Below are 6,004 nucleotides of genomic sequence, written 5' to 3' on the forward strand. Positions count from 1 at the left end.
GTACGACTCAGGTCGTACGCGGGCGGCGCGGATAGCCGGGAGGGGGACGCGGAGCGTGGACGCCGGGGCGATGGCAGCGGCGGCCCGGATTCCTAGCGTGGTTCCCGATCGATCGCGAACGCGACGACGACGTAGCACGACCCATGAAGGAGCCACCGTGACCAGCACGTTCACCGATCCGCCCGGGGGAGCCCCCGCCGCCGCGGCGCCGCCCGCCGTCACCGCCGAGGGCGTGTCGAAGGTGTACGGGTCCGGGGACGCGGCCGTGCACGCGCTGCGCGGGGTCGGCGTCGGGTTCGCCCGCGGCGCGTTCACCGCGATCATGGGCCCGTCCGGGTCCGGGAAGTCGACGCTGATGCACTGCCTCGCCGGGCTGGACACCGTCACCAGCGGGCGGATCATGCTCGGCGACGCCGAGATCACCGGGATGGGCGACCGGCAGCTCACGCTGCTGCGCCGCGACCGGGTCGGCTTCGTGTTCCAGGCGTTCAACCTGCTGCCGACGCTCACCGCCGAGCAGAACATCCTGCTGCCGATGGAACTGGCCGGACGCAAGCCCGACCGTGCCTGGTTCCAGCAGGTCGTGGACGTTCTCGGCCTGCGCGACCGACTGGACCACCGGCCGAGCGAGCTGTCGGGAGGCCAGCAGCAGCGGGTGGCGTGCGCGCGCGCCATCGTCGCCCGTCCCGAGGTCATCTTCGCGGACGAACCGACCGGAAACCTCGACTCGCGTGCGGGCGCGGAGGTCCTCGGGTTCCTGCGCGCGTCCGTCCGGGAGATGGGCCAGACGATCGTGATGGTGACCCACGACCCGGTGGCCGCCTCCTACGCCGACCGGGTGGTGTTCCTACGGGACGGTGCGATCGTCTCCGAGATCTACCAGCCGACCCCTGAGGCCGTCCTGGACCGGCTCAAGTCCCTGGGGGCCTGATGCTGAAGACGACATTGGCGGGCCTGCGTGCCCACAAGCTGCGGCTGCTGCTGACGGCAGTCGCCATCACGCTGGGCGTCGGCTTCATCTCCGGCACGTTCGTCCTGACCGACACGATGAACAAGGGTGTGGCCAAGACGTTCGCCCAGTCAGCCGACAAGGTGGACATCGCCGTCCTCCCGGCTGAGTCATCGGACGAGGGCCTGCCGCCCTCGCTGCTGCAGAAGCTCCGCGGCCTTCCCGGAGTCACCGACGCCCAGGGCGCCGTTAAGGGCGAGGCGGCCTTGGTGGGCAAGAACGGTAAGACGGTCGGCGACTACCCCACGATGGGCATGTCCGTGCCGTCCGGACGGCTGCTGCGCTACGACGTCGACAAGGGACGGCCCCCGTCGAACGGCGGCGAGACCGTCATCGACGGCAAGGTCGCCAAGCGGGAGGGCTTCGCCGTCGGCGACACCGTGACGGTCCTGGACGACAAGAACCGGCCGCACAAGTTCACCGTCGTCGGGCTGGTCGACTTCGGCATCGACCAGGAGGCGAGCATCTTCGGCGCGGTCGGGTTCGACCCGGTGACCGCGGCCCGCATGACCGGCGAGACGTCGTTCCAGGAGATCGACATCGCGGGCACGGTGACCATGTCCGCCGTGAAGGCCGCCGCCGGCCCCGGCCAGCGCGTCTACACGGGGGAGGAGCTGGGCGCGAAGCTGGCGAAGGCGGCGGGCGCCGACACGAAGATCATCCGCACCGGGCTGCTGATCTTCGCGCTGGTCGCGATGCTGGTGTCCGCCCTGGTCATCTACAACACGTTCGCGATCCTCGTCGCGCAGCGGATGCGGGAGATGGCGCTGCTGCGCTGCGTCGGCGCGACCCGCCGGCAGATCTTCGCCGGCGTCCTCACCGAGTCGGCGGCGGTCGGCCTGACCGGCTCGCTGCTCGGCCTCGGCGTGGGCGTCGGCCTCGGGCAGGGCGCGCTCGTGCTGATCAGCAACCTGAACGGCAACGTCTCCGTCACCGGCCCGTCGCTCGCGCTGCGGACGGTCCTGGTCGGCCTCGCGGTCGGCGTCGCCGTGACCGTCCTGTCCGCGCTGCTCCCCGCCCGCGCCGCCACCCGCGTCGCGCCCATCGCGGCGCTGCGCGCCGACGCCGAGCCGGGCGGCGGACGGTTCCGGCTCGGCGTGTGGCGCACCGCCGCCGCCGTCCTGCTCGGCCTCGCGGGCCTCGCCATCGGCGTGTTCGCGGCCCTGGTGATGGAGAAGGGCGAGGCCGCGATGTTCGCGGTGGCCTTCTCCGGCTGCGTCTTCTTCCTCGCGGTCGTCGCGGCGATGCCGGCGCTCGTCCGCCCGCTGGGACGGCTCGCGGGGGCGATCCCGGCGCGGCTCGGCGGCGTCCCCGGGCGGCTGGCGGTGGCGAACGCGCAGCGCGCCCCGCGCCGCACCGCCACCACCACGATCGCGCTGACCGTCGGCGTCGGGCTGATGAGCCTGTTCGCGGTCATCGGGGCGAGCAGCAAGGCGACCGCGAGCCACGAGCTGGACGAGCAGTTCCCCGTCCAGTACAGGATCGCCACCCAGAACGGCGAGGCCCTCCCGCGCGCGCTTGGCGACGACCTGCGCAACCGGCCGGAAGTCGAGAAGGTCGTCGAGCTCCGTGACAAGGAGACCAAGGTCGACGGCGAGGACGCGTCCATCACCACGGTCAGCGCGTCCGCATGGGGCGACATCGCGAAGCCGGAGATGAAGACCGGCGCGCTCTCCGACCTCAAGCAGGGCACCGCGTTCGTGGACGAGAGCGCCGTGACCGGCTCGGGCTGGAACGTCGGCCGGACGCTCCAGGTCACGACGCGCAGCGGTACCGTCCCCGTCAAGATCAGCGGCGTGTACAAGATCGGTGGGCAGTTCAACGGGATCGTCCTGCCCGAGGCCGATTTCGCCCGGTACTTCGGCGCCGTGGACCCGTCCGAGATCTTCGTCAAGAGCAACGAGGCCGTCCCCGACGACCGGGTGCGCAAGGCCGTCGACCAGGCGGCGCAGCCGTACCCGGCGGCGAAGGTCGAGTCCAGCGCCGACTTCCAGCAGCAGCTGGAGGACGCGATCGACATGGTGCTGATGGTCTTCGGCGGGCTGCTCGCCCTCGCGATCATCATCGCGCTGTTCGGCATCGCCAACACGCTGACCCTCTCCGTCGTGGAGCGGACCCGCGAATCGGCGCTGCTGCGCGCCCTCGGCCTCACCAAGCGCCAGCTCCGCCGGATGCTGTCGATCGAGGCGGTCGTGATGGCGGTGATCGGCGCGGTGACCGGGGTCGCGCTCGGGATCGTGTTCGGCCTGGCCGCGACCAGCGCGATGGCGGACGGTGCCGTGTTCGCCCTGCCCTATCTCCAGATCGCCGGGTTCGTCCTCCTGGCCGGCGCGGCCGGGACGCCCGCCGCCGTGATGCCCGCGCGGCGCGCCGCGAAGACGTCCATCGTCGAGTCCCTCGCGCATGACTGAATGGGAGGGCGGGGTGGCGCTCGTCACCCACCGGACCACGTGACCGGGTCCCATGGGTACTCTGGTTCGCGCCCGTCCGGTACCTACACGTGAGGACTGGAACGAAACCGATGGACCCCAACGTCACGCCCTCCTCCGGCGCGCCCGCAAAGGCCCCCCGCGGGGGGGCGGAGGCCCCGGAGGACAGGCCCGCGCGGCTCGCGGTCGGCGTCGTCGGCGCCGGCCGCGTCGGCACGGCGCTCGGCGCCGCGCTGTCCCGCGCGGGCCACCGCGTGGTCGCCGCGGCCGCCGTGTCCGACCGGTCGCGGTCCCGCGTCGAGGAGCGCCTTCCCGGCGCGGACGTCGCCCCGCCGCAGGACGTCGTGGCGGCCGCCGACCTGGTGCTGCTGACCGTCCCCGACGACGAGCTGCCCGAACTCGCGGCCGGCCTCGTCGCCGCGGGCGTCCCCGTCACCGGGAAGCTGGTCATGCACACCAGCGGCCGGTACGGGACGGCCGTCCTCGACCCGCTCACCCGCGCCGGCGCGCTCCCCCTGGCCCTGCACCCGGCGATGACCTTCACCGGACGCCCCGACGACGTGAACCGGCTCACCGGCATCTCGTTCGGCGTCACCTCGCCCGAGCCGCTGCGGCCCGTCGCCGAGGCGCTCGTCCTGGAGATGGGCGGCGAACCGGTGTGGATCACCGAGGACGCGCGCCCGCTCTACCACGCGGCGCTCGCCGGCGGCGCGAACCACCTGGTCACCCTGGTCGTCGAGTCGATGGACCTGCTGTCGCGGGCGGGCGTGGCCGAACCCGGCCGGATGCTCGGCCCGCTCCTCGGCGCCGCCCTCGACAACGGGCTGCGCCTCGGCATCGACGGCCTCACCGGCCCGGTCGCGCGCGGCGACGCCGGGACGGTCTCCGACCACATCGCCGAACTGGGCAAGGTGTCCCCGGAGAGCCGCCGCGCCTACATCGCCCTGGCCCGCCTCACCGCCGACCGCGCGCTCGGCGCCGGGCTGCTCAAGCCCGAAGACGCCGAACGCCTCCTGGAAGCCCTGGCCGATTGACTCTGGTCAGCCACCCCCCGTCCCTCCGCCCCCACCTCAGGAGGCCGCTTGAAACCCGTCATCGCGCGGACGCGTGAGGAACTGGCCGCGGCGCGCGCGCGTATCGAGGGCACGCTCGCGTTCGTTCCGACCATGGGCGCGCTTCATGAGGGGCACCTGTCCCTGATGCGCGAGGCCCGCCGCAATGCCGACAAGGTCGCCGTCAGCATCTTCGTCAACCCGCTCCAGTTCGGGCCCGGCGAGGACTTCGACCGGTACCCGAGGACGTTCGAGGCCGACGTCGAGGCGTGCGCCGCCGAGGGCGTCGACCTCGTCTTCGCGCCGACCCGCGACGTCATGTACCCGGACGAACCGCAGGTCACGATCAAGTCCGGACCGATGGGCGAGGTCATCGAGGGCGCGGCGCGGCCTGGCCACTTCGACGGGATGCTGACCGTCGTGCTCAAGCTGCTCAACCTCGTCCGCCCCGACGCGGCGGTCTTCGGGGAGAAGGACGCGCAGCAGCTCGCGATGATCCGCCGCATGGTCGCGGACCTGAACGTGCCCGTGCGGATCGTCGGCGCGCCGACCGTCCGCGAACCCGACGGGCTGGCCCTCTCCAGCCGCAACCGCTACCTCTCGGAACCCGAGCGGCGGACCGCCCTCGCCCTGTCGCGCGCCCTCCGCGCCGGCGCGGACGCCGCCGACGACGGGCCGGACGCGGTCCTCCGCGCGGCCGGCGCCGTCCTCGACGGGGCCGCGACCGCCGACCCGCCCCTCGCACTCGACTACCTCGTCCTCGTCGACCCGGCGACCTTCACCCCCGCCGCCGGCGGCGGCCCCGCCGTCCTCGCCGTCGCCGGCCGCGTCGGCGCCACCCACCTCATCGACAACGTTCACCTCCAGCTCGGCAAGGAGCACTGATGATCCGGACGATGTTCAAGTCCAAGATCCACCGCGCCACGGTGACGCAGGCGGACCTGCACTACGTCGGCTCGCTCACCATCGACCAGGACCTGATGGACGCCGCCGACCTCCTCCCCGGCGAGCAGGTCTCGATCGTGGACATCGACAACGGCGCCCGGCTGGAGACCTACCTGATCGCGGGCGAGCGCGGCTCCGGCGTCATCGGCATCAACGGCGCCGCGGCCCGCCTCGTGCAGCCCGGCGACCTGGTGATCATCATCAGCTACGCCCAGCTCACCGACGCCGAGGCCCGCGAGTTCGTGCCCACCGTCGTCCACGTCGACCGCTCCAACAAGATCATCTCCCTGGGCAGCGACCCCGCCGAGCCCGTCCCCGGCACCAAGACCACCCGAGGCGACCTGGTCCACGGCTGACCCCCCGAGCGCGACCTCGCCCGAGGCCGTCCGTCTCTGGGCGCGACCTGCCATGCCCGGACGCGCACGGCGTGCGAGCTGCGGCGGCGGACCTCGACCGAGGCCGTCCGTCCTGTGGGGGGCGACCAGTCGTACGTGTGCCGCGCAGGGCGTGTGAGCCTGTCCCTTATACACATCTGACGCTGCCGACGACGGAGAGAGTGTAGATCTAGG

Annotated in this window: 5 protein-coding genes; all 5 read left to right on the forward strand. The window is 72.7% G+C overall.

Translation table 11 applies throughout. The features are described from left to right. Window positions 1-157 precede the first annotated feature (157 nt). Window positions 158-931: an ABC transporter ATP-binding protein gene (locus tag ETD96_RS39780; protein ID WP_240808563.1), complete on the forward strand. Its 774-nt coding sequence runs from the start codon at window positions 158-160 to the stop codon at window positions 929-931. Continuing rightward, window positions 931-3,420, forward strand: a complete 2,490-nt coding sequence (locus ETD96_RS39785) for an ABC transporter permease (RefSeq protein WP_138641650.1) — start codon at window positions 931-933, stop codon at window positions 3,418-3,420. The genes ETD96_RS39780 and ETD96_RS39785 overlap by 1 nt, the downstream gene beginning before the upstream one ends. Before the next feature lie 110 nt (window positions 3,421-3,530). Then, window positions 3,531-4,472, forward strand: a complete 942-nt coding sequence (locus ETD96_RS39790) for a Rossmann-like and DUF2520 domain-containing protein (RefSeq protein ID WP_138641651.1) — start codon at window positions 3,531-3,533, stop codon at window positions 4,470-4,472. Between the two features lie 48 nt (window positions 4,473-4,520). Beyond that, the gene (gene panC / locus ETD96_RS39795; protein ID WP_138641652.1) at window positions 4,521-5,375 is read left to right on the forward strand and encodes a pantoate--beta-alanine ligase; all 855 of its coding nucleotides are present in this window, start codon (window positions 4,521-4,523) and stop codon (window positions 5,373-5,375) included. Then, complete coding sequence (panD, locus tag ETD96_RS39800; protein ID WP_138641653.1) at window positions 5,375-5,791, forward strand: aspartate 1-decarboxylase; 417 nt, start codon at window positions 5,375-5,377, stop codon at window positions 5,789-5,791. The genes panC and panD overlap by 1 nt, the downstream gene beginning before the upstream one ends. Window positions 5,792-6,004: the final 213 nt, after the last annotated feature.

The sequence above is a fragment of the Actinomadura geliboluensis genome, assembly GCF_005889745.1.
Lineage (GTDB): Bacteria > Actinomycetota > Actinomycetes > Streptosporangiales > Streptosporangiaceae > Spirillospora > Spirillospora geliboluensis.